Source organism: Pirellulales bacterium, from assembly GCA_035656635.1.
In the GTDB taxonomy this organism is placed as follows: domain Bacteria; phylum Planctomycetota; class Planctomycetia; order Pirellulales; family JADZDJ01; genus DATJYL01.
In genome coordinates this window covers 17,862-39,156 of record DASRSD010000078.1, presented here as the reverse complement: position 1 = coordinate 39,156, position 21,295 = coordinate 17,862, and the positions used below count along the sequence as shown (strand labels likewise).

At 55.9% G+C, this 21,295-nt stretch carries 19 protein-coding genes; 15 read left to right on the top strand and 4 right to left on the bottom strand.

Annotated elements, in window-relative coordinates; all coding sequences use genetic code 11:
- From VFE46_07440 to folP, 7 genes are all read left to right on the top strand, one after another.
- On the top strand, positions 1 to 1,393 hold a 1,393-nt coding region (locus VFE46_07440; protein HZZ27828.1), incomplete at its 5' end, for an HDIG domain-containing protein.
- 42 nt (positions 1,394 to 1,435) lie between these two features.
- On the top strand, positions 1,436 to 1,924 hold the full coding sequence (ybeY, locus tag VFE46_07435) for an rRNA maturation RNase YbeY (protein ID HZZ27827.1): 489 nt from the start codon (positions 1,436 to 1,438) through the stop codon (positions 1,922 to 1,924).
- On the top strand, positions 1,921 to 3,255 hold the full coding sequence (locus VFE46_07430; protein ID HZZ27826.1) for a hemolysin family protein: 1,335 nt from the start codon (positions 1,921 to 1,923) through the stop codon (positions 3,253 to 3,255). Before ybeY ends, VFE46_07430 begins: the two co-directional genes overlap by 4 nt.
- Before the next feature lie 87 nt (positions 3,256 to 3,342).
- Entirely contained in the window at positions 3,343 to 4,089 is a 747-nt protein-coding gene (recO, locus tag VFE46_07425; GenBank protein ID HZZ27825.1) for a DNA repair protein RecO, read from the top strand.
- Between the two features lie 16 nt (positions 4,090 to 4,105).
- A complete protein-coding gene (gene bamD / locus VFE46_07420) occupies positions 4,106 to 5,425 on the top strand; it encodes an outer membrane protein assembly factor BamD (protein ID HZZ27824.1) in 1,320 nt (439 codons plus the stop codon).
- Positions 5,426 to 5,467: 42 nt separating this feature from the next.
- Positions 5,468 to 6,070: an LptE family protein gene (locus tag VFE46_07415; protein ID HZZ27823.1), complete on the top strand. Its 603-nt coding sequence runs from the start codon at positions 5,468 to 5,470 to the stop codon at positions 6,068 to 6,070.
- 195 nt (positions 6,071 to 6,265) lie between these two features.
- Positions 6,266 to 7,069: a dihydropteroate synthase gene (folP, locus tag VFE46_07410; protein ID HZZ27822.1), complete on the top strand. Its 804-nt coding sequence runs from the start codon at positions 6,266 to 6,268 to the stop codon at positions 7,067 to 7,069.
- 16 nt (positions 7,070 to 7,085) lie between these two features.
- On the opposite strand, the gene VFE46_07405 is transcribed toward folP, so the two are convergent.
- On the bottom strand, positions 7,086 to 7,286 hold the full coding sequence (locus VFE46_07405) for a hypothetical protein (protein HZZ27821.1): 201 nt from the start codon (positions 7,284 to 7,286) through the stop codon (positions 7,086 to 7,088).
- Here VFE46_07405 and VFE46_07400 point away from each other — a divergent pair.
- Both VFE46_07400 and fliM read left to right on the top strand, forming a co-directional pair.
- Positions 7,279 to 8,553 (top strand): glutamate-5-semialdehyde dehydrogenase, encoded by a 1,275-nt coding sequence (locus tag VFE46_07400; GenBank protein HZZ27820.1) that lies wholly within the window; start codon positions 7,279 to 7,281, stop codon positions 8,551 to 8,553. The two genes, VFE46_07405 and VFE46_07400, sit on opposite strands and share 8 nt — an antisense overlap.
- A 102-nt stretch (positions 8,554 to 8,655) precedes the next feature.
- Positions 8,656 to 9,786: a flagellar motor switch protein FliM gene (gene fliM / locus VFE46_07395; protein ID HZZ27819.1), complete on the top strand. Its 1,131-nt coding sequence runs from the start codon at positions 8,656 to 8,658 to the stop codon at positions 9,784 to 9,786.
- Positions 9,787 to 9,820: 34 nt separating this feature from the next.
- Here the strand turns inward: fliM and VFE46_07390 are convergent, their stop codons facing one another.
- Positions 9,821 to 11,932: a carbon starvation protein A gene (locus tag VFE46_07390; GenBank protein HZZ27818.1), complete on the bottom strand. Its 2,112-nt coding sequence runs from the start codon at positions 11,930 to 11,932 to the stop codon at positions 9,821 to 9,823.
- 222 nt (positions 11,933 to 12,154) lie between these two features.
- On the opposite strand from VFE46_07390, the gene VFE46_07385 reads away from it, so the two are divergent.
- Positions 12,155 to 13,219: an FAD-dependent oxidoreductase gene (locus VFE46_07385; protein HZZ27817.1), complete on the top strand. Its 1,065-nt coding sequence runs from the start codon at positions 12,155 to 12,157 to the stop codon at positions 13,217 to 13,219.
- Between the two features lie 66 nt (positions 13,220 to 13,285).
- Positions 13,286 to 14,677, top strand: a complete 1,392-nt coding sequence (gene asnS / locus VFE46_07380) for an asparagine--tRNA ligase (GenBank protein HZZ27816.1) — start codon at positions 13,286 to 13,288, stop codon at positions 14,675 to 14,677.
- 80 nt (positions 14,678 to 14,757) lie between these two features.
- Here the strand turns inward: asnS and VFE46_07375 are convergent, their stop codons facing one another.
- Positions 14,758 to 15,189, bottom strand: a complete 432-nt coding sequence (locus VFE46_07375) for a hypothetical protein (protein ID HZZ27815.1) — start codon at positions 15,187 to 15,189, stop codon at positions 14,758 to 14,760.
- Positions 15,190 to 15,588: 399 nt separating this feature from the next.
- Here VFE46_07375 and VFE46_07370 point away from each other — a divergent pair, with 399 nt between their 5' ends.
- The 4 genes from VFE46_07370 to VFE46_07355 all read left to right on the top strand — a co-directional run bounded on the left by VFE46_07370 (position 15,589) and on the right by VFE46_07355 (position 20,018).
- The gene (locus VFE46_07370) at positions 15,589 to 16,299 is read left to right on the top strand and encodes a hypothetical protein (protein ID HZZ27814.1); all 711 of its coding nucleotides are present in this window, start codon (positions 15,589 to 15,591) and stop codon (positions 16,297 to 16,299) included.
- Positions 16,300 to 16,376: 77 nt separating this feature from the next.
- The gene (locus VFE46_07365) at positions 16,377 to 17,630 is read left to right on the top strand and encodes a formylglycine-generating enzyme family protein (protein ID HZZ27813.1); all 1,254 of its coding nucleotides are present in this window, start codon (positions 16,377 to 16,379) and stop codon (positions 17,628 to 17,630) included.
- On the top strand, positions 17,627 to 18,556 hold the full coding sequence (locus tag VFE46_07360) for a hypothetical protein (GenBank protein HZZ27812.1): 930 nt from the start codon (positions 17,627 to 17,629) through the stop codon (positions 18,554 to 18,556). The genes VFE46_07365 and VFE46_07360 overlap by 4 nt, the downstream gene beginning before the upstream one ends.
- A gap of 85 nt (positions 18,557 to 18,641) precedes the next feature.
- The gene (locus VFE46_07355; GenBank protein ID HZZ27811.1) at positions 18,642 to 20,018 is read left to right on the top strand and encodes a hypothetical protein; all 1,377 of its coding nucleotides are present in this window, start codon (positions 18,642 to 18,644) and stop codon (positions 20,016 to 20,018) included.
- A gap of 82 nt (positions 20,019 to 20,100) precedes the next feature.
- Here VFE46_07355 and carA read toward each other — a convergent pair whose 3' ends face one another.
- Positions 20,101 to 21,291, bottom strand: a complete 1,191-nt coding sequence (gene carA, locus VFE46_07350; protein HZZ27810.1) for a glutamine-hydrolyzing carbamoyl-phosphate synthase small subunit — start codon at positions 21,289 to 21,291, stop codon at positions 20,101 to 20,103.
- Positions 21,292 to 21,295 lie beyond the last annotated feature (4 nt).

The window sequence follows — 21,295 nt, the reverse complement described above, 5'->3', positions numbered from 1 at the left end:
AGACGTTCTAGTGAGAGCTGGTGAAACTATCAACGACGACAAAGTCGCACTGCTGCGACTAGAACATGATGCGTATATTGCAACCTTAACTCCTGGAGAGGAGATTTCTCGATCGCTGGCCTTCTTCGGCATGATGCTGGCCATGTTCATGCTGAGTGGGTTTTACATCCTATACCGCGAACGTTCGATTTTTCGCAATTACGGCCGGTTCAGTGCCATGCTGGGCATGTTTATCGCCGCGGTGACACTGGTGGCAATGGCTAAAGACGCCTGGCGAGTTGATTCCATTCCGGTGATGCTGTTCGGTATGACCGTGGCGCTGGTTTATAACCAGGAACTGGCGTTGTTGTTGACGGCTGCTTTAGTACTGGTAGTGTCGGTCGTGGTATTGAACGAAGATTTGTCGTCGTATATTACGCTGATGAGCGCAGCCGTTTCGTCCATTCTGTTGCTGGGAAGAGTGCGCAGCCGCAGCAAGCTGATTTATGTGGGCATTGCGTCGGCGATCATTGCGATGCTTACTGAAATCGGCGACAGCGTTCTGGCCGGCCAACCGCTGAAGCAAACCTTAATTTATGATGTTCCGCCGGCCGGTTGGGGTGCGGTTGCGGCGGGATTTTTGATGACGGGTTTGTTGCCGTTCATTGAAAAATCGTTCGGTGTGCTTACAGACATCAGCCTGCTGGAAATTGGCGATATTTCGCATCCGCTGCTTCAGGAATTGGTGCGTCGGGCGCCAGGCACCTATAACCACTCTATCAACGTGGCAGCTATCGGCGAGGCCGCCGCGGATGCCATTGGTGCGCGCGGGCTTTTGGTGCGGGTGGGCGCTTATTTCCATGATATTGGGAAGATGCTCAAACCGCAATACTTTGCGGAAAACCAAGCGCAGGGTTCCCCCAGTCTGCACGAAACGCTGCTACCGGCGATGAGCCGCTTAATCATTGTCGCCCACGTGAAAGACGGCGCCGACTTGGCTCGACAACATCATTTGCCGCAGCGCATTATCGATTTCATTGAGCAACATCATGGAACCACGCTGGTGGAATATTTTTTCCGCCGGGCTGCACAGCAAAGCGAAAGCGATCCTACCCGCGGAGAAGTTGAAGAACACTCGTACCGCTATCCAGGCCCCAAACCGCAAACCAAAGAAGCCGGCGTCCTGATGATGGCCGACGCTGCCGAAAGTGCCAGCCGTACGCTGGTCGATCCTGCTCCAGCCCGACTGGAAGGCTTGGTGCACGATTTGGTGATGGCGCGGCTGCTGGACGGACAATTTGACGATTGCGGCCTAACGCTGCAAGAATTGCACGAGGTAAAAGAAAGCCTGGTGAAATCGCTGACGGCGGTCTACCATGGCCGTGTGCGGTATCCGGAACAAAGAACTGCATGAGCCAAGCTCTTTTGTCGTCGTATGAAATCTTCGCTGCGCACCATGTCTAATTCTCCGCATCCTATATCGGATGCCGTCCCCTCGATTGTCGTTGAAATTACCAATCGGCAAGATCGACACGCCATTAGCAAAAGTCAGCTGGCCGAAAGCATTCGCGCCGTGTTGTTGGGCGAAGGTCTGCAGCGAGCGCATATTTCATTGGTCGTTGTTGACGATCGGACCATCCAGGAGCTTAATCGGCGATTTCTGCAACACGACGAATCGACGGATGTACTTAGCTTCCCGCTGGAGCATGGCGACGGTTTTGTCGAAGGGGAAATTGTCGTCAGTGCCGATACCGCTGCGCGCACTGCTCAGCGCTTCGGATGGTCGGCTGACAATGAACTGTTGCTGTACGCTATTCACGGCGCGCTGCATTTAGTCGAGTACGACGATCAAACAGCCGCCGCTAAAGAAAAAATGCGCCGGCGCGAGCGCTTTTATCTCCGACAGTTCGGCCTGAGCCCACGGTATAAGGAAGGTTGCCCGTGAGCAATGCGACCCTAATTTGGTTATCTGTTTTTGCCCTGGGATTGGCCAGCTTCGCCGCCTGTGCAGCGCAAGCCTTTCGTGATTTTTCCCGATCGCAGCTTCGGGAACTCCTGCGACACCGAAATTTGCTGCCGCAGTACGACGAAATCATTGAACATCATCGCCAGGCTGGCTTGGGGGCGGAAAGTCTGCGCGTGTTTGCGACTGCGGCCGCCGTGGTGGCTGCAGTGGCGTTTTTGTGGAACACACATTCCGATGGGCTTTCCTGGTCGATTTCGTTGCTCACCACTTTCGGGGAAACCATGGGAGGGGCACTGATTTTATGGCTGGCCATTGTCTGGTTCCCGGCCGTGTTGGCTCGCATTTGGGCCGAACCATTGATTGTCCGCACTTGGCCCATTTGGCGCGCCTCCGGTCGAGTGCTGGCCCCCTCGGCCGCAGGCGCCGATTTCGTGGAACGGACCATGAATCGCATCTCCGGCAAAGAATCCGCGACGCTTGCCGAAGAGGAATTGGAAGAAGAAATTCGTGAAGTGGTGACCGAAGGACAGCGTGAAGGGTTGATTGAAGAAGATGCCCGCGAAATGATCGAAAGCGTGATTGCCTTGGGGGAAGTGGTGGTTTCAGAAATTATGACGCCGCGCACCGACATGATTTCGATACCCAACGATTTACTCTGGGAAGAAGCGTTACAGCAGGTTATTGCCTCTGGCCACACCCGAATTCCTATTTATGGCGACAGCCACGACCAGATCGTCGGGATTTTGCACATTAAAGATATGCTGCATGAGCTGGCGCGCGGGCCAAATGCTCCGCATCGATCTGTTTCCGATTTACTGCGGCCTCCGTTTTTTGTACCCGAGAGCAAACCGGTGGACGATTTACTTCAGGAATTTCAGCGGAGCCGCAACCACATTGCTGTGGTGCTAGACGAATTTGGCGGCGTCTCCGGCCTGGTGACGATTGAAGATGTGTTGGAAGAGATTGTCGGTGAAATTGCCGACGAACATGACGATGCTCCCGCCGGCGATGGAATCAAGCTCATCGACGATCGGCACTGCGAAGCCTTGGCCGGAGTGCATCTCAGCGAAATCAACGAACGGCTGGGGCTGCATCTACCGGAAGACGAACATTTCGACACCATTGGCGGATTTGTTTTTCATCAGCTTGGCCGCATTCCACACATGGGCGAGGAATTAACATACGACGGCGTTAAAATCAAAGTGCTGGAGGCCGCTCGTCGGCGCGTTCACCGGGTGGCCATCGAAGTGCTGCCGCCGCCGACCGAAGACGAAGCAAGCGCCGAATCTGAAGTGCCCAGCGCCGACTAGGACTGGCCCGTTTCGCGGTTTCCCCGGCGCTGATCGGCGAGTAGGATTTACCTTCCGCTCACCACTTGGCCCCTGCAACTTTTTTCCATGTCATCTGAAAAAGCCACCGCGCTGGTGCTGAAAGTGGTCGAATTCAGCGAAACTAGCAGCGTGGTGACGCTATTTACCCGCGAATTTGGCAAAATACAGACTTTGGCCAAAGGTGCGCGCAGGCCGAAAGGGCCATTCGAATCCGCCCTTGACCTGTTGGCCTTGTGTCGAATAGTGTTCCTCCGCAAATCGTCCGGAGCACTAGACCTGCTGACAGAAGCCAAACTGGATCGGCGATTCCGTCCGCCCAGTAGCAACTTGTCTTGCCTGTACGCAGGTTATTACGTGGCCGAACTACTCAGTGAATTGACTGACGATTACGATCCGCATCCAGCGCTATTCGATCTAGCAGACCAAACTCTGCTTGCTCTTGCGCACGGCGAAGCGGCATCGAATACGGTCTTGCACTGGGAGTTGGCGGCGTTAAACGTGTTGGGACACTTGCCCTCGTCGGAAATTTGCGTCGAATGCGGCGTCATCGTGCCCAGAACCGAGCGGATTGCGTTTGGCTTGTTGGCAGGCGGTGTGCTGTGTTCGAAGTGCCGACCCGGTAAGCGGCAGGTGGTTTCAGTTCACGGTGGCACGGTGAAAACCATGGCACAACTGGCCGATTTGCAATCCGAAGCCTGGAAACGATTAGAGCTTGATGCCCGCACTCGCGGCGAGTTGCGCGGACTAATGAATAACTACCTGGCCCATTTGCTGGGCCATCGGCCACGAATGCACAACTACCTGACGGCGTAAAAGCCATACGACACGGATGTCATATTCCACTTGCACAGCAAAGCTTTTTGCATTCGTAGCCATTCTATGCGCCGCGGCAGCCACCATTGGCTGCAAAGGCACGCCCATCGATGTCGCTAAAGGGCGTCCCAGCGATTCCGATATTCCCGACGATGTGAAGTCCGATTACGAAACGCAAGAACCCACGGGTTGGGCCCGCTTGGCGCCGGAAAACGTCAGCAAGGAGATGAAAAAAGCCGTTGGTTTGGGCCCAAATCAAAAAATTGCCGAAGGATTTTTCGACGAGGGGGAAAAATTCTTCGAGGCCAAGCAATATGATAAGGCCGCCAAAAAATTTGCCTCTGCCGCCGATCGCTGGCCCAATTCCACGCTGGAAGAAGACTCCATGTTTTTGGAGGCGGAAAGTTATTTCTTCGCCGACCGCTATCCCTATGCCGAAGACGAATACGAAGAATTATTGAAAAAATATCCTAACACGCACCATCTCGATGCCACCACTAGCCGGCAGTTTGCCATTGGACGCTACTGGCAGCAAGAAGACGAATTGCACCACCACTGGGTGCTGACGCCGAATTGGACCGATAAAAACGATCCCATGTTCGATACCGCCGGTCACGCTTCCAATGCCTACAACAGCGTGCGGGTGAACGATCCGCGCGGCCCACTGGCCGATTGTGCCTGCATGACGGAAGGCAACATGGCCTTCCGGCGGCATCGCTGGGAAGACGCCGATTATTATTACAACATCGTCCGCACCGATTACCCGAAAAGCAAATATCAACTGCAGGCGCATTTGCTGGGAGTGCAATGCAAACTGCTGAAATATCAAGGACCCGGCTACAACAGCAAGCCGCTGGAAGAGGCCAATCAACTCATCGACCAAACGCTGGCGCAGTTTCCCAATGAAATTGGCGCTGAGCGCGAGCGGCTGGTTCGTGCCAAGGCCGAAGTAAAGGCCCAAATGGCCACGCGTGATTTGCAGTTGGCCCAATATTGGGACAAAGGCGATCATTACGGCGCAGCCCGCATTTATTACGCCCAAGTACTCAAGGAATATCCACAAACGCCATTCGCCGACCAAGCCAAAACCCGTCTGGCGGCCTTGGAAGGCAAACCAAATGAACCGCCCAGCCGACTGGCATTTTTGACCGATTGGGCGAAGCCCAAAAGTGTTGCCGAAGATGTCAATACGCAAGATCGCCGAGACACATTCCTGGCTCAGCAGCAAAAGGATAACCCCAATCCGCTAATTCCGGCTGTTCAGTCGGCAGATCGTCAGCAGGAAGCCAACCAAAACTACCAAGCAACTGGGGAAAGCCCCGTCCAAACGCGATAATTTTCGCTCAAGCAGTTTCTTGGAAGCAAACGGTGGGTAAGCATGCGCAATTTGACATCCACCTTTCGCCAGCCGCGCGAACAACGGTCGCGGCTTTGTAATTCTGCCCACCGCCTACCTCCTACCGCTTACTGCCTTCTGCCTTCTGCCTTCTGCCTTCTGCTTTTCCTTTCCGGCTGCGCGACCTATCACTTTGGCAACGCCTCGCTATTCCCGCCCGATATTAGCACGGTGTACGTGCCGATGGTCGAATCGCACAGCTTTCGGCCCGGTTTGGGCGAGGCATTGACCGAAGCCATCGGCAAGCAAATCGAAAAAGAAACGCCATACAAAGTTGTCGGCAGCCCCAATGCTGACAGCGTGCTTACGGCAAAGCTAGTGCGCGATACCAAGCGCGTGACCGATTTGAACCGCTTCGACGAAGCCCGCGATACCGAAGTCAACTACCAGGTGCAAGTCACGTGGATCAATCGCAAGGGAGACGTCATTTACAACGGCGCCGTCCCGCTCCCTCCCGAGTTTACCACCATCGGCGCCAGCGCCCAATACATTCCCGAGTACGGCCAATCGTATGCGACCAGCGAATATCAAGTCGTCGAAAAACTGGCCAAGCAAATTGTCGACTTGATGGAACGACCGTGGTGAACCGTGATCGATTGCTACGAATAGATCCTGCCGATTCGGCGCCGATCTGCAATCCATTCGGACTTGCGGCATAGCGTGCTGCTGGCCACCGCCCGATGTGCTACCATCAATCTGATGGAGCCATCTATTTCAAAACGTGCGGCCGTTTGGCAGCTCCGCACGCGCGCTTTGCAGCTGCCGTGCCGTCCTCTGCTAATGGGCATTGTGAACGTCACACCCGATAGTTTTTCTGATGGTGGGCAGTTTCTCGATTCCCAAGCGGCCATTGCCCACGCACAAAAACTCGTGAGCGAAGGGGCCGATCTTTTGGATATTGGCGGCGAAAGCACACGCCCGTATGCCGAACCCGTGAGCCAACAAACCGAGTTAGACCGCGTGCTGCCGGTTATCGAAGCGGTTTGCAAACTTGCGAAGGTGCCTGTCTCGATCGATACCTCCAAAGCAGCCGTGGCGAGCGCTGCCGTGGCTGTTGGCGCGGAAATTATCAACGATGTAACGGCTTTGCGCGGCGATGCAAAAATATTGGAGGTTGTCTGCCAAACCGGCGCCGGCATCTGCGTAATGCACATGCAGGGGACGCCGCAAACCATGCAGGACAATCCACACTACGGAAATGTTTTCGCAGAAGTGTTTGCTTTTCTGCGGGAGCGGCGCGATCATTTAATTTCGGCCGGAATGGAATTGTCTCGGATTTGCCTCGATCCCGGCATTGGCTTCGGAAAAACGCCGCAGCACAACCTGACGCTATTGGCCAACTGTTGGCGGCTGCACGAACTCGGTTGTCCGGTGCTTGTTGGCCATTCGCGGAAAAGCTTTTTGAATGGCATGCTGGGGAGCACAGGAGCTGATCGAACCGCTGCCGGCATTGGCGTGTCGTGCGCACTGGCAGCACAAAGCGTGCAAATCCTGCGCGTGCATGATGTCGCTCAAGTTAGACACGCTTTAATGCTGTTCGAGGCGGTTGGCACGAATCGGGGTCAACCTACACAAGCTCAATAGTCGTAACGGCCCAGCCTCAGTGGATGCCAATGGAAAAGCGCCGGTAGGGGCCAAATACCGTTAAAACAAGACGTTTCGCGATCGCTCCGACGTTGACTCTGATAGGAGTTTCAGAGATACTTCCGGTAGCGCATTGAACTGCGCCGGCAAGCAGATTGCCCGCCGTAAACTGTTTTGCAGCAATAAGTTGCCACGAGCCAAAAAGTATCATGGCCATCGTTGAAAAGGTTGATCTGAAAGCCTATTGCCTGGATGTGGCGCAGCGCGCCAAAGCGGCATCCACGGAGCTGGCCCGCGCCACCGGTGCGCAAAAAATCGATTGGCTGCGTCGTTCCGCCAAGGTCATGCGTCAGCGGGCCACCGAAATTCTGGAAGCGAATCGGCTCGACGTGGCCGCCGCGCCCGGCTTTGGATTGACCGAAGCCGAAATCGACCGCTTGAAGCTCACGCCGGCCCGCATCGAAAGCATCGCCGCTGCCCTGGAACAGATTGCCATGTTGCCCAATCCGGTGGGTGAGGTGATGGAATCATCCGTCCGTCCCAATGGACTCAAAGTCCTCAAAGTGCGCGTGCCGTTGGGCGTGGTGTTTTTCATTTACGAATCGCGGCCGAATGTCACTGCCGATGCCGCGGCCATTTGCGTGTTCAGCGGTAACGCGGTCATTTTGCGCGGCGGCAAAGAAGCCACACACAGCAGTTACGCAATTGTCAAACTGCTACGGCAGATGCTCGACGAAGTCGGCTTGCCATCGGATGCCGTCCAAATGGTGAACACACCCGATCGGGAAGCAGTGGGGCATTTTCTGCGCCTGCACGAATGGATCGATGTGGCCATTCCCCGCGGCGGCGAAAGCCTGATTCGCCGCGTAGCCGAGGAGGCCACCATGCCGGTCATCAAACACTTCACCGGTAACTGCCACGTCTACGTCGATCGCTCAGCCGATTTAGACATGGCCCAGCGTATTACCATCAACTCCAAATGCCAGCGGATGGGCGTCTGCAACGCGGCGGAATCGCTGCTGGTGCATGCCGACGTGGCCGCGGAATTTCTGCCCCGCATCGGCGCGGCACTGGTACAAAAGGGAATCGAAATTCGCGGCGACGCGAAGGTGCGCGAGTTCATTCCGCAAGCCAAAACGGCCACCGAGGAAGATTACGCGGCGGAATACCTTGGCCCAATTATTTCGGCCCGTGTAGTATCGTCCCTCGCAGAGGCCATCCGGCACATCAACCATGATGGCTCGCACCATACCGATGCAATTATTACGGACGATTTTTCGGCCGCCACGCAATTCACGGAGGAAGTTGACAGTTCCGCCGTCATGGTCAACGCCAGTACGCGGTTCAACGACGGGGGCGAATTCGGCCTTGGTGCGGAAATTGGCATCAGCACCGATAAATTTCACGCTCGCGGGCCATGTGGTTTAAAGGAATTAACCAGCTACAAGTACGTCGTGCTCGGTGCAGGACAAGTGAGAGAGTAGGGACCAGGATCGAGGGTCGAGGATCGAAGCAAGCCATGCCGACGCAAGCTTGTTCGTCCCTCACCCCGCGGTCTGCGCCCCTTCAAAGCATGGAGGCGAAGGATGACCGACGTTCTCAGTCAGGCCGATGTCGAAAAACTGCTGACTCAAATGGAGTCAGACAGCAATTCCGGCGCAAAAGCTGCCCCGGCTGGCGCGCCATCGGCCTTGCCGGACATAGAAGGCCGGCCGCGCGAAAAAATTGTCCCTTACGATTTCAAGCGGCCTGAACGCGTAGGTAAGGAGCAAATGCGGGCCTTGCAAACGCTGCACGAGGGTTTTAGCCGCAACTACGGGGCCGCGCTATCCGGCTTGTTGCGCAGCATTGTCGAGGTAAAGCTAACCAGCGTCGATCAGCTCACCTATAGCGAGTTTGTGTTCAGTCTGGAAAATCCCACCTGCTTCAACTTGCTGAAGGCGGAGCCACTCGACGGGCATCTCATTCTCGACATCAATCCCTCGATTTTGTTTCCGATTATTGATCGGCTGTTGGGCGGTGGTAAAGATGCCACGCCGCTGGCTCGGCGGCCTCTCACCGAAATTGAGCTGCGCTTGGTCGCCCGTATTACCGGACTGTTTTTGGAGGAATTTCGCCGGGCATGGATGAACGTCATCGAGTTGCGCGTGGCGGTCGAACGGGTGGAAAGCAATCCGCAACTGGTGCAAATTGTGCCACCGAACGAAGTGATCGTGCTCATCAGCTTTGAAATTACGCTGGGGGAAGCGCGGGGCATGATGAATTTGTGTATTCCCTTCAACTCGATCGAGCGCATCGGGCAAAAACTATCGTCCAACAGTTGGGTGGCCTATGGCCGGCGTGGTGCCACGCCGGAAAGCACCCAGCGGATCAGTCAAAATTTGCGAGGCGCGCTCGTGCAATTGGTGGCGCAACTGGCCGACACAAAAATTACCACCAGCGATTTAATCGGCCTGCGGGTGGGCGATATTATCACCACGGAAAAAGATGTGAACACGCCAATTACAATCAGTGTGGAAGGCGTGGCCAAATATCATGCTCGGGTCGGGGCGTTCAAGGGCCGCAAAGCCATCCGCATTGATGAGCCGGTGGCCGCGATCGCGCTGCCCAAAGCGGGCGCCAACGAAACGACCGGCAGCGGATCGGCATCCGCTTCTTCCCCAGCAGCCGGTCAACCCGGCAAGCCCGCCGCCCAGGTTCCTGTGAAAAAAAAGTGACCACAGCAGGCCGTGATAAGTAACCGCGGCCGATTTATCGCTTCAGGCGTGCGCTTTGGGCCCGTGAGTAGTTGATCCACCGTGTCACCGCCTGCAGCAAAATGGTCATTACAGCGGCCATCATGAACAGCGTTAGCGCCATGTTCAGGCAGCCTTTGATCATGAGCCCGTAATTGTTTCGCGCCCAGCCGTCGAGCCAATCATTGCGGAACCGTCCGGCCATGAGTTGGTAACTGGCCGTCATGGTTGTGCATATCACAAACAGCATCGGCAAGATGGTGAGAACGGCGTATTTCCCGCGGCCGGAATTGATGATCCACGAAGTAACGGCCGTGAGTGCAATCACAGCCAGTAGTTGATTTGCAATGCCAAACATGGGCCAAATGGTGTCGATCGAGCCGGCCCAAATCAAACCGCCCCAGCCGGCGGTTACTGCGGCCGTGGCAATCACAGCGCCGGGGAGCCAATCGGTTCGTTCAAACGGCTTCCAGATTTTGCCTAGCACTTCTTGGAGCAAGAACCTCGCAATTCGCGTGCCGGCATCAATGGTCGTCAAGATAAATAACGCCTCGAACATGATGGCGAAGTGGTACCAGTACTTTTTCACCGCATCGAGACTGACGGCATCGCCCGCCACACGGTGCATGGCCTGGGTAAAAATTTCCGACATGCCCACGGCCAGGGTGACCGCTCCGCCGGTGCGCCCGCGGAGCGATTCGCCCCCCACTTGCTGTTCGATTTGTGACAAATTGTCGTGATTGGCATCCAGGGCGGCCAATTGATTGGCAAACTGCGGAGCGCGGGCCAAGTCGATGTTGATGGCCCAATAATCTCCCTGCGGCATCGAGGCAGCGGCAATCAAAGCGATCACGGCGACCAAGCCTTCGATCAGCATCGAACCGTACCCAATCACCCGCACGTGCGATTCTTTCGAAATCATTTTGGGCGTGGTGCCGGACGACACCAGCGCGTGAAATCCGGAAATGGCTCCGCACATAATGCAAATAAAGCAGAACGGGAATATGGGGCCGTTCAAATTGGGTCCGCCGCCGCCGGCAAATTGTGGATTGACGGCGGGAGCCTGCAATTGCGGATTGGCCACAATCACCGCCGTGACGAGCAGACCCACCGTGCCGATTTTCAGAAAGCTCGATAAATAATCGCGGGGACAAAGCAGCAGCCACACCGGCAGCACCGAGGCAATAAAGCCATAACTGCACAGTGCAATAATCGTCTCTTCCCGTGAGAGCGAAAAAAACCGCTCCCATGCCGAACCGGGAATGAGTGCGCCCGCCACCGTCACGCCGATGGTGGCCGCCGCGCCAATGAGCGACGCTTCCACAATTTTTCCCTTTCGCAGCTTGTACATGTACAGTCCCACGAACAGGGCGATGGGAATGGTGCAGGCAATGGTGAATGTGCCCCAGGAACTGCCAGGGACGTTTTGCTTCCAAGGATACAGCTTGCCATTGTGCAGTCCGAACGGCGGCGTCTCAGTCGCCGCAGGCGCGGAGATTTTGAAACTCTCGCTGCGAATGACTTCCGTCCCATCCGCATACTTGACGATCGCTCCCGCTGGCACTTTGCCGAAGTCCGTGGTGCCATCGCTCGACGTTTCCAGAGACGAATTGGGCGGAAGTATAACGACGGCGTCCGGAGGGAACTGGATTTGATCGCCCCCGAGCGCCTTCACCACCACAATCCCCAGCCCGGCCAGTGCCACGATGACCACGAATAAAATCGTGATGGAAGCGGTGTTTCCGGCCACGCGGCCAATTTCCGTGCGGGCAATTTCGGCTAGAGATTTACCGCCATGCCGCACACTTGCGGCCAGCACCAGCATGTCTTGCACAGCGCCGGCCAGGCAGACGCCCACGACAATCCAAATCAGGCCCGGCAAATATCCAAATTGAATCGCCAGCACGGGCCCAATCAGTGGACCCGCGCCGGAAATTGCGGCAAAATGATGGCCGAACAATACCCATTTGTTCGTGGGATCGTAATTTTGGCCGTCATACATGGTATGGGCCGGCGTCACGCGGCTGTCGTCCAGCACGGCAACTTTCCTGGCCAGAAATTTGCTGTAGAAGCGAAATGCAATCGCTAAACAGCACAGAACGACAATCATCACCGGCATGGCGTGCATTCAATCGACTTTCGTTCAGACGGAAGAATTCACCGCAGAGACGCGGAGACACAGAGAAAACCACTCCGTCGACAGAATAACCGACCCATTCGCTTGCGACAAGTTGAATGCCGGTGGACGCCTTGACGGAGTTCCCTATAATTGCCGGCTTGAAGAACATAAATGTATTCTCCGCGACTCCGTGTCTCTGCGGTTCAATATAATTTGCGAAGGAGCTAACCTGTGGCGGAAAAAGTTGTGATTATTGGCAGTGGACCGGCCGCTTGGTCGGCAGCCATTTATGCGGCCCGAGCGGAACTTAAGCCGCTGGTTTTTGAAGGTGCCGTCACAGAAGAAAATCGCCTGAATGGCACCTTGCCGCTGGGTCAGTTGGCCTTGACGACCGAAGTGGAAAATTATGCCGGCTTTCCTTCCGGAGAGCTAAAGCACTTCGTCGGCACCGCCTTATCGCCGGAACGGTTGCAATATTTGAACGTGCTGGAGGAAAAGCACGCCGTGACTGGGCCGGAGCTGATGGAATTGATGCGGCAACAAGCGTTCAACTTCGGCACGCGCATCATTACCGACGACGTAGTGGAAGTTGATTTGAAACACCGCCCGTTTGTCATTCACTCACTCGAAAAAATGCAGACCGAAGCACACACGCTAATTATCGCCACCGGCGCGCGTGCCAATTATTTGGGTCTGCCCTCGGAGGAAAAGTTCAAAAACCGGGGCGTCAGCGCTTGTGCGGTGTGCGATGGCGCCTTGCCGCGTTTCCGCAATAAGCCGCTGATCGTGATTGGCGGCGGCGATTCGGCCGTCGAGGAAGCTACCTATCTCACCAAGTATGCTTCCAAAGTGCATATGGTCCACCGCCGCGATAAGCTCCGAGCCAGCAAAATTATGCAAGAGCGAGCCATGGATAACGAGAAAATTCACCTGGAGTGGAATCACGAATTGGCGGAAGTGGTGGGCAACGATAAAGACGGCGTCACCGGCGTGCGGCTGCGTTGCACCGATGCAGAAAAATGCGATGCGGCCCACAAAGAATTGCCCGCCAGCGGCGTGTTTTTAGCGATTGGCCACACGCCCAATACGGCATTCTTAAAAGGCCAAGTGGTGACCAACGAAAAAGGTTACATCCAATGGACCACGCGATTTCGAACGGACACCAGTGTCGAGGGCGTATTCGCCGCGGGCGACGTGGCCGACGATTATTATCGCCAGGCCATTACCTCCGCCGGCACTGGTTGCATGGCTGCACTTGATGCCGAACGTTGGCTTTCGGCCAAGGGTATTCATTGAGCAAGCGTTTAGCCGCGAGCCGACAGGCGAGCGCTATATAAAATTGACCGCAATCACGGAGGAACCATGGAAACCATCAGCGTTGCGGCGGCGCGAAAAACGGAGGCCATTGGCCGCCAGGTGCGGTTGTCGGGCTGGGTTCGCACTCGCCGTGACAGCAAAGGGGGCTTTTCTTTTTTGGAATTGAACGATGGCTCGTGTCAGGGCAACATTCAAATTGTCGCCGATGCCAAATTGGCAAATTACGAGAACGAAATCAAACATCTTTCCCCCGGTTGCAGTGTGACCATCGAAGGGGAAGTGAAGGCCTCGCAAGGCAAAGGGCAATCGACCGAGGTGGCTGCCGCAAAAGTGACCGTTCACGGCCTGGCCGATGCCGAAAGCTATCCCTTGCAGAAGAAAGGACACTCGTTCGAGTTTCTACGCACCATTGCGCATTTGCGGCCCCGCACAAATTCGTTTGGGGCCGTGGCCCGGGTGCGAAATCGCGTGAGTTGGGCCATTCACCAATTCTTTCAAGCGCGCGGATTCATTTACTTGCACACGCCCATCATTACCGCCAGCGATTGCGAAGGGGCCGGGGCCATGTTCAAAGTCACCACTCTCGATTTGAACAAGTTGCCGCGGAAAGAAGCGGCGGTCGATTACGCGCAAGATTTTTTTCAGCGTGCCGCTTATCTCACCGTCAGCGGACAACTTAACGGCGAGGCTTATGCTTGCGGACTGGGAAAAATCTACACGTTTGGGCCCACGTTTCGGGCGGAAAATTCCAACACTTCACGCCATTTGGCAGAATTTTGGATGGTTGAGCCGGAAATGGCGTTTTACGAATTGCCCGACAACATGCAGTTGGCCGAAGAATTTATCAAGCACATTCTGGCCGATTTGCTGAAAAACTGCCCGGAAGAAATGCAGTTTTTTCACGAGCGGATTGATAAAACCGTGCGGGGCACGCTGGAACACATTGTCAGCAGCCAGTTCGTGCGGCTGTCCTATACGGAAGCCGTGGAACGATTGATGAAATCGGGCCAAACCTTTGAATTTCCCGTCACCTGGGGAAACGATTTGCAGGCCGAGCACGAACGCTGGCTGACGGAGCAGGAATTCAAAAGCCCGGTGATTTTGTTCGATTATCCGCGCAGCATTAAGCCTTTTTACATGCGCGTGAACGACGATGGAAAAACGGTTCGGGCCATGGATATTTTAATGCCCGGCGTGGGCGAAATTATTGGCGGCAGCCAGCGTGAAGAACGGCTCGACGTGCTCCAGCAACGAATGCAAGAACAGGGATTAAACCCGGAGCCGTATTGGTGGTATCTCGATTTGCGGCGCTATGGCACCGTGCCGCATTCCGGCTTTGGACTCGGGCTGGAGCGAATTTTGCAATTTGTCACGGGAATGGGAAACATTCGCGATGTAATTCCCTTTCCCCGCACGCCGGGTAGCGCGGATTTTTAAGCAGTGCAGATTTTTAAATTGGCGCCGGCGCTATCTCATTCAGCCGCCAGGTGGTTTCTGTAGTGAAAGCGATTACCGGCTTAGCTGTAGCGCACAATCACATCGCCGCAGCGTGTGAAAATTACGGTGACGCAGCAGCAATCGTAGGAGTACGTTACCACGCCGCGGCCTAACAATCCGCACTTGCAACTCACGCACGGATTTTTGCAGCACGCCGGCAAGCACACTGGAATTTCGGCCAGGCTGTTGCAGCAGCAATCGCCCGGATCTTTCACTTTCAGCACCTGGCTGACTTTCGGCCCACAGCAATCGCAACAACCGCGATAGGTGATGCACGGCTTATAGGTTGTGCAGGCGGGCGCCGGCGTGGGAGCGGTTTGGCAGCAGTCGCCACTGGAGTTGAGCGAGGCGTTCTTAACCGGGGTGCTTTGGGCAGCGCTCACGTTTGCCAATCCAGCCAGCAGCACCAGCGCCGCGGCGGTCAAGCCACAAATGTTTCTAATTTTCAACATGGGAGTTCTCCTCATAAAGATGCTGATTTCTGGTTGCCTATCGTGCAAAATCCACGCCGTTTCTAGCTCCAATATGAGAACGATGGCATATTTACCGCGGCTTGCAAGGGGGAGGCTGGTCCGTGGCGCTGTGCGAAATAGCGCGAACCGCCTCTGGTTTGCCCTTAATCCTTTTATGAACTAGGGTTGCTATTGAGGATCGGCGCCAAGTCATTTCCAGCGGCGTTCCTGCAATTCGACCAAGCGGGGAATGTATCGCGACCAGCGATTGCATTTCACAGCAGATCGCGGTTTTTGCAACTTATCGATTTCCGGCAAAAGCGCGCTTGTTGAGCTTGGCGACCGAAGTTCACACTTTGCCTTGGGCAGTTCAAGCCCAAGGTGATCGAGGGCTCATTCGTGTCTATATCCACCGCTGCCGGCGCCGGAGCAACCTTGAAACAATCGCTGGCGGCGTTACAAGCGGGACAAGAAAGTTATGCCCAGTTTGTAACCGATTTGTTCACTGATTTGGAAACTTTGCACGGCAGGCTGTTGCAGGCGGAAGCGCAAATGGCGCTGCAGCGCCAACAACTGGAAGAGTTGCGCAGCCCGCTGGCCGAGGAATTTCAGCCCACGCTGGATGAGAACACGGAAAACAATGCCGAGCTGGAAATTCGCGTGGCCGAGCTGGAAAGCGAACGGCAGGCTTTGGAAGAAGAACTCGAAAACATCCGTGGTCGAGCCGTCAACATGGCGGAAATTATTGCGGGGCAAAAACGGCAAATGTCGGACGAGCACGTCCAGTGGATGACTGAGCTCCGCCAATTACGCCGCATTCTCGACAAGCAAACCAAGTGGATCACCCAACAAAGTGATTTGGCAATTACCCCGCCGACGCCCCCGCGGCGTCTTGCGCCACTATCGGCCGAACACGTGGCTTCGGCAGTGCTGCAAATGGAAGACGAAGATTATGCCGCTGCAGCCGAAGAGCCTTCGCCTTCATCAGCATCGTACGCCCCACCACCGCACTCAGCCGGAGGAAGCAATCCCGACCCGGTGCTGGGCTCGGTTCTTTCCCAATTCGAGATTTTGCAGAAAGATGTTGCTCGACGCCGCAAACAAAAATAGTCCGGACCATCCGGAATACAGATACACCGCCTGAGAAACGACCGCGTTATGAAAAAGCTTCACGGGAGGTGCCCACCATGTTTACTCGCATCCGCCACATGCTGCCGCATTGGCACAAACACGCGCATTTTTTATTGAAAAGCAAGCAACTTCTTCCGCAACCACCTGTGCAGGTTAGCCATCCGCCAGCCCATGCTGTACCAACGGCGGACGATGTCGGTTCGCTTGTAGATCAAATGCTTGTTGACGGGCGCTTTGCGTTGCTGTTGCGGGCCCAAATTGCGCGCAATTTAATGCCAGATTTTTACGAAAAAGCCAAGCAGGCGTTAAGCGATTCGATGGGCTTGGTGCCGGCGGGAACTGTTTATTTAGAGCCGTGTGTGTTCGATGTCGACTACCCACTGTTTGCCACCGAAGATTTCAATTCTCCTCAGGAATTCACCGTGGCGGTGCAAAGCGTATTTTTGGACCGCTATTTGGTCACCAACCAGCAGTATCAGCAGTTTGTCAACGCTGGTGGATATCAGGAAATGGCAATTTGGGACCAAGAGGTTTGGCCCGCGGTGCTCGATTTCACAGATCAAACGGGAGAACCCGGACCGCGGTTTTGGAAAGACGGACGGTATTTGCCCGGAGAGGAGCGCTTGCCTGTGGTCGGAGTTAGTTGGTACGAGGCGGTCGCCTATGCACGTTGGGTCGGCAAGCGTTTGCCGACCGATGCGGAATGGGTCAAGGCCGGCAGTTGGCCGGTAACCCTCAGTGCAGGCACCTCGCTGCAGCGCCAGTATCCATGGGGAGAAACGTTCGATCGCAGCAAGGCAAACGTCTGGGGATCTGAGCCCGGCCGGATGGTGGCGGTCGACGAATTCGCAGAGGGCGTTAGCGTCGGCGGAGTATATCAATTGATTGGAAATGCTTGGGAGTGGACCGCCACCACCTTGGAAACCGAACCGACCACGGAGGAAGTGTTATACGGCCATGGCCCCCTGTTGAAGACCATTCGTGGCGGCGCGTTTGACACGTACTTCGAACATCAGGCCACGTGCCAATTTGCCAGCGGCGAAAACCCCATTCTGCGAAAGCATAACATTGGTTTTCGTTGTGCCTTAAGCCTCTGCGACATTGCCGGACCGCCGACCGATCCGCCGCCGGGTAAGCCTCTCGATCAACTTGCTGATTCATCTGCTGCAATCGCGGGAAGTTCCTTGCCCGGTGAATCGCATGCGGAACAAGACGAATTGCCATGTGGCGAGATGGCACACCAAGGACCTCCATTCATTGAACAAGCCGAATTGTTTCACGACGAGGCCGTCGAGGAGACGCTGGCATGACCAAAGCCGTGCTGCCGATGGATTCGTACCGCCTGGCCCAATACGCCGTACAGGTGTCTTGTTATATTTGTGGCCAGGGAAACGCATTCGATGCCGAGCTGTGCCGGCACTGCCAGGCGCCGATGGCGCTGGCGCACCAGGCCCAGTCGCAAAAACTGCAGCCCCAAATGGTCGCTACCATCGGTTCCAGCGGCGTCGGAAAAACGGTGTACTTGGGCATGCTGCTGGATATGCTCTCGCGCATGCCGGACGAAATGCAAATCGTGGCCCGCGGGGCTTTCTCGGTCACGCTGCAGCAGAATGCCATGCAAGCGCTGGCGCGCTGCGAATTTCCGGCAAAAACGTCGAACGAACCGGATCGCTGGAATTGGGTTCACTGCCAGGTTCGCCGCCCGCAAGAAAAACACCCCTTTGAGCTGATTATGCCCGACGTGGCGGGCGAAGCGTTGCTGGAAGAGGTCGAACATCCCCATTCCTATGTGGCCATTCGCTCGTTTTTGCAGAAGTGTGCCGGCGCGATGATTCTGGTCGACAGCACGGGCCTGCTTTCCGGCCATAACGAACAAAATTATTTCACCATGAAGTTGCTGACCTATCTCAGTGAATTAGAAACCGACGAAAAGAACTCGTGGCAACAGCGGCCCGTAGCGCTTGTGTTCAGCAAGGCCGATCAATGCGAAGATTCTTTCGACGATCCGACAATTTATGCCCAGCGGCATGCCGCTAGCTTGTGGCAATACTGTCGGGAACGATTCCATCAGCACAAATTTTTTGCCGCGGGAGTCGCCGGCGCGACCGGCATGCGGAACGTTCCCAGCGCAGGCCGAGTGCGCGCGCCGCTACGGATTGAGCCGCGAGGCATTCTCGAACCGTTCCGCTGGATTGTCGAGCAAATTCGGTCCAAGCGTGAACGATCGAAACGCTAAAAGGTATCGGTTACTCCATTTCCTTTGCATCGAACCATATCAGCTTGACTTTCGGCAGAGCAAACCAATCTTGCAGGAGCTCCACGTGTTGATCGAACAGGCCATATTTACTTCCGCCCGCACCGAACACGCGGCAGGGTATCAGCTTTTGGCACGGAGTCCGGGCGTAACGGACAGGCAGGCGCGCGAATTGGCGGTGTGGGGACCATCGCACGATGCGTTGAATACCGATCGGGACGAACAATCTAGCGTGAATTTTCACTGTTTGCAGTGCGGGACCTATTGCGTATCGAAAACCGTGGCCGCGGGGCAAGAGTACAGCAGTCGCGGCGGAGCACGAATCTACACCCAGTTTCTGCTCGTGCCCGCTGCTGTGCTGGCCCGGTTTGCGAATAATCCGTTTGCCGTGTTGCGGGCCGCGTGGGCCAAGGGCGTGCTGACGGTGCACGATCAGCCGCCAGCCACGCTGGAGCCGTTTACTCTGGTAGGCCGAGCCAACACCGTCGACGAGGGTTTGCTGGCGCAACTGGCCGATCAACGCGGACCGGAGGAGGTGGCCCAATTGATTGCGGCGGCGATGGAGCCCGGAATTCATCTCCTGTCCGGCACTGCACACTGCGAGACTTTGTTCGGCGGATTGCTGCAGTGCTTTCCCACAGAATGTCGCACCGCATTGACGTTTACCACCGGTCTACGATTTTCGCCCCGGCGTCCGTTTCGCTTAGCACCCGTGTCGGAAGATGCCGCCGAACAGCACCGTGCCGTGCGCAACGAAGGAGTGACCTTGATCGATCTGTCTTCCCCGGGCGCCGCCGCGGTGGAACTCACGGGTTGGGCGGCCTATGTGGCCGACGCAATCCGGTTCGATCAATTGCCCCAGCTCGCCGCAGCATTGCAACAACGACGTCCTGATTTGCGCTGGGAAGAATTAAATTCGTTGGGAGAACAACTACGGAAGGAATTGCATCGCGAGGCCATTGTCGTCGCGGCAAATTCCGAAGAGCCGGCTCCCCAGCCTCCACGATTGGCCGCCGCCTCCGAACGGCTATATCGCACCGACCGTCCCCGAAATCAGACGGCTGCCGTTCAATCGAATTCCGAGCCGCGCTCGCCACGTACTCGTTCGCATAGCAACTATAGCCGTGACCCAGTTAGTTTTGTGGCTGGCTCAGGGGCAAAAATCCATACGGTAACGGACCCCGCGTGCATCGAGCTTCTGGAGCAGTTGGACGATTCCATCTACGACGCAGTTCACGCCGTGGCAGGGGCCGTGGAAAATGTAAATCAACTTTGGACCCAGCTTAGCGAGCGGCTTACGGCATCAACCATGGCCGCGCTGCGTGAACAGTATTTGCACTATGCGTTAACCCTCTGGGACGCTTGCCACGAACAAGGGATGCGCGATGCACACAAAGCGATTGGAGCGTTAGACGTTTTGACGCTGCTGTTCAAGTCCGAATGACTGAGAATGACCAAGCTCCAACGACCAATTGCTCGATTCAGTTCCGTGATTCATTTGTTGGTCATTGGGTTTTGGTCATTGCTCATTTGCCGTTCAGCATCAAGTGCTTGAAGTAGTCGAACAAATACGCGCTATCGTGCGGGCCGGCCGAAGCTTCCGGGTGATATTGCACGCAGAAGGCCGGTAGCGAGCGGTGCCGGAGGCCCTCGATGGTGTTGTCGTTCAGGTTGCGATGCGTAATCTCCAACTCGGCTGGCAGCGTCTTTTCGGCGACAGCAAAGCCGTGGTTTTGCGATGTAATTTCCACCTTGCCGGTGCTCAAGTTTTGCACCGGCTGATTCGCTCCACGGTGTCCGAACTTCAGCTTGAATGTTTTTGCGCCGCAGGCCAGCGACAGCAATTGATGCCCCAAGCAAATGCCGAACACCGGCACGCGCCCCAGGATGCCGCGAATGGTCGTCGTGGCATATTCCAGCGGCTCCGGGTCGCCAGGTCCGTTCGATAAAAACACGCCGGCCGGCTTGTGGGCCAGAACATCGTCGGCCGTCGCCGTGCCGGGCAAAACCGTGACACGGCAACCTATGTCGGCCAAATGCCGTAAGATATTCCACTTCATGCCGTAATCCAGCGCGATGACATGCAAATCGATGTCCGGTGAGGCGACCGCAACGGGCGTTCCATTGCTGCCGATGGCGCCCTGGGAATGATTGCCCGAACCGGTGGCGAATTTTTGCCGCGCCAGCTCGTGCAGCTTTTCGTTCCAGGTGCGCGGTTGATCGGGAATGACTTCGCGCACCAAATCGCGGCCGACCAAGCCAGGGCTGGCTTTCGCCTTCGCCACAAGGCTGGCGTCGTCCAAATCGCGGTTGGAAAGGATTCCCTTCATTGCCCCGCCTGACCGCAGCCGGCGAACCAAAGCCCGGGTGTCAATTTCGGCAAGGCCGGGAATGCCGTGCCGCTGCAAATATTCATCCAGGCGGCCGGAGGAGCGGAAATTGCTTTCCCGTCGGCTCCACTCACGCACCACATAGCCGGCCAATTGGGGTTTAGGGCTTTCCAGATCCTCAGTATTTACGCCATAGTTGCCGATTTCCGGGTACGTCATGCAGACAATTTGCCCGCGATAACTCGGATCGGTCAAAATTTCCTGGTAGCCGGTCATCGAAGTGTTAAAGCACACTTCGCCATCGACCTCACCCATTGCCCCAAAGGCAGTTCCAGTAAAAACCGTGCCGTCTTCCAGCGCGAGTTTAGCGATTTTTGGATTATTCATTTCG

What these genes read in the sequence shown, in the direction of transcription:
- VFE46_07390 (HZZ27818.1), bottom strand. Translation starts at nt 11,932, where the DNA reads ATGCACGCCATGCCGGTGATGATTGTCGTTCTGTGCTGTTTAGCGATT.
- ybeY (HZZ27827.1), top strand. Translation starts at nt 1,436, where the DNA reads ATGTCTAATTCTCCGCATCCTATATCGGATGCCGTCCCCTCGATTGTC.
- folP (HZZ27822.1), top strand. Translation starts at nt 6,266, where the DNA reads ATGGGCATTGTGAACGTCACACCCGATAGTTTTTCTGATGGTGGGCAG.
- carA (HZZ27810.1), bottom strand. Translation starts at nt 21,291, where the DNA reads ATGAATAATCCAAAAATCGCTAAACTCGCGCTGGAAGACGGCACGGTT.
- VFE46_07375 (HZZ27815.1), bottom strand. Translation starts at nt 15,189, where the DNA reads ATGTTGAAAATTAGAAACATTTGTGGCTTGACCGCCGCGGCGCTGGTG.
- VFE46_07400 (HZZ27820.1), top strand. Translation starts at nt 7,279, where the DNA reads ATGGCCATCGTTGAAAAGGTTGATCTGAAAGCCTATTGCCTGGATGTG.
- asnS (HZZ27816.1), top strand. Translation starts at nt 13,286, where the DNA reads ATGGAAACCATCAGCGTTGCGGCGGCGCGAAAAACGGAGGCCATTGGC.
- VFE46_07360 (HZZ27812.1), top strand. Translation starts at nt 17,627, where the DNA reads ATGACCAAAGCCGTGCTGCCGATGGATTCGTACCGCCTGGCCCAATAC.
- VFE46_07365 (HZZ27813.1), top strand. Translation starts at nt 16,377, where the DNA reads ATGTTTACTCGCATCCGCCACATGCTGCCGCATTGGCACAAACACGCG.
- recO (HZZ27825.1), top strand. Translation starts at nt 3,343, where the DNA reads ATGTCATCTGAAAAAGCCACCGCGCTGGTGCTGAAAGTGGTCGAATTC.
- VFE46_07405 (HZZ27821.1), bottom strand. Translation starts at nt 7,286, where the DNA reads ATGGCCATGATACTTTTTGGCTCGTGGCAACTTATTGCTGCAAAACAG.
- bamD (HZZ27824.1), top strand. Translation starts at nt 4,106, where the DNA reads ATGTCATATTCCACTTGCACAGCAAAGCTTTTTGCATTCGTAGCCATT.
- fliM (HZZ27819.1), top strand. Translation starts at nt 8,656, where the DNA reads ATGACCGACGTTCTCAGTCAGGCCGATGTCGAAAAACTGCTGACTCAA.
- VFE46_07415 (HZZ27823.1), top strand. Translation starts at nt 5,468, where the DNA reads ATGCGCAATTTGACATCCACCTTTCGCCAGCCGCGCGAACAACGGTCG.